The organism is Zhenhengia sp. (assembly GCF_046966505.1).
GTDB classification, from domain to species: domain Bacteria; phylum Bacillota; class Clostridia; order Lachnospirales; family Cellulosilyticaceae; genus Zhenhengia; species Zhenhengia yiwuensis.
On sequence record NZ_JBKVCH010000035.1, the window covers coordinates 1 to 1,666 of the forward strand.

Below are 1,666 nucleotides of genomic sequence, written 5' to 3' on the forward strand. Positions count from 1 at the left end.
TTAGAGATGACCTAACAATTATCTACACAGCTCATAGTGAAACAGAACGCACAGAGGATGGCTATATGTGGACAAGGATGAAGACCACAGGAAAGAAACTGAACAAGTTGGTTCCTGAATCTAAGTTCAATGTGGTTCTATTAGCAAAATGCAAGGATGGCAGATACATTTTTGAAACCCACAGCAAGAACTCTACAGCCAAGACGCCTTTTGGAGCCTTTGAAGAGGATGAGATAGAGAACGATATTGTGCCAGTATTGCGTGTCTTAGAGGAGTTTTAGATGTTTAGGTACTCGGATAAGGAAATCAAAGAAATCTTAAAAGAGGCTATTGTGGTAATTGATACGAGGGAACAGAGGTGTAAGCATATTATTGAATACTTTGAAGCACACAAGATTAAGTACGTATGTGAAAAACTGGATTTTGGTGACTACACATTAAAAGTACAGCTTCCACATTGGAATAGAGCTTTCTATTTGCAAGATATATGCACGATTGAAAGAAAAGCTAATCTTAATGAATTAAGTGGTAACTTCACGCAGAGTAGAGAACGTATTGAAAAGGAATTCCTAAGAGCGAGAGGATGTTTGCACCTACTTATAGAAAATGCTAGTTATGAAGATATCTTATTGCATAACTACAATACAAAGTATTTACCTAATTCATTCAATGCTACCCTTAAAGTATTTGAAGCTCGATATGATTTGAAAGTTACTTTTTTAAAAGACAGCACTTATAGTGGTGACTTTATATACAAGACACTCATTTATACATTAAGAGAATTACTAAAAAAAGGAGAAATATAAAAATGAAAAAATGGAATGGATACGAAACAACACAAGTTAGAGGAGAAAAAAGAAAGCTTCCTGTAGGAGGCTATGTTTGTAAGATTATAGATGCAAATGAAGAGGTTTATGGCTGGGGGAATGTGGTAGTGATTCATTTTGATATTGCAGAAGGCCCATATAAGAACTTCTATTTAGAGCAATATGAGAAGCAAAAAGGGGATAAGAAATGGAAGGGAACCTATAGACTAACTTGTCCTAAAGATGATGGAAGTGAAAAGGATGAGCGAATTAAAAAGAACTTCAAGACTTTTATTCACCACATTGAAAAGAGCAATACAGGCTATAAGTGGGACTGGAATGAGCACAACCTGAGGGCCAAACTCTTTGGTGGCATTTTTGGTGAGAAAGAATATGAGATTGAAGGTAATACTGGGTTCTTTACCACACTACGCTATACAACAGATACAGAAAGTGTCAAGACTGCTCTTATTCCAAAGCCAGTACTACTTAAAAAGCAAGCTACACCTGTAGTAGAGACTCAGATAGATTGGGAAGATGATTCTTTACCATTCTAGAAAACAGCTAGAAAGGAGATGAGAGAGTGCGTTATAGTGATGTGCCACAAGAACTTAAAGAAATGAACAGATGGGTATTGTACAGAATGTTCTTAGATGAAAAGACAGGTAAATACACTAAAAAACCCTTTAATGCTAGAACGGGTGGCATGGCCCAAAGTAATAACCCTAGCACATGGAGTGATTATGATACAGCTATGCGTGTCGTAGCGCATTATGATGGCTTAGGTTTTATGTTAGGGGATGGTATCTTTGGTGTGGATATAGATGGAGTAGACCTGAAAGATTCTATAGTCAATGAAG

General features: G+C 36.7%; 3 protein-coding genes and 1 pseudogene. All 4 read left to right on the top strand.

Annotation, left to right across the window (positions count from 1 at the left end):
- Positions 1–281 (top strand): annotated as a pseudogene (locus ACLTBU_RS17030) (ATP-binding protein); the annotation flags it as partial.
- A complete protein-coding gene (locus tag ACLTBU_RS17035) occupies positions 282–806 on the top strand; it encodes an ERCC4 domain-containing protein (protein ID WP_412220190.1) in 525 nt (174 codons plus the stop codon).
- Positions 807–808: 2 nt separating this feature from the next.
- Complete coding sequence (locus ACLTBU_RS17040; RefSeq protein WP_412220192.1) at positions 809–1,363, top strand: hypothetical protein; 555 nt, start codon at positions 809–811, stop codon at positions 1,361–1,363.
- Between the two features lie 26 nt (positions 1,364–1,389).
- On the top strand, positions 1,390–1,666 hold a 277-nt coding region (locus ACLTBU_RS17045; protein WP_412220194.1), incomplete at its 3' end, for a hypothetical protein.

Coding starts and splice junctions, on each gene's coding strand:
- ACLTBU_RS17040 (WP_412220192.1), top strand. CDS start 809: ATGAAAAAATGGAATGGATACGAAACAACACAAGTTAGAGGAGAAAAA.
- ACLTBU_RS17035 (WP_412220190.1), top strand. CDS start 282: ATGTTTAGGTACTCGGATAAGGAAATCAAAGAAATCTTAAAAGAGGCT.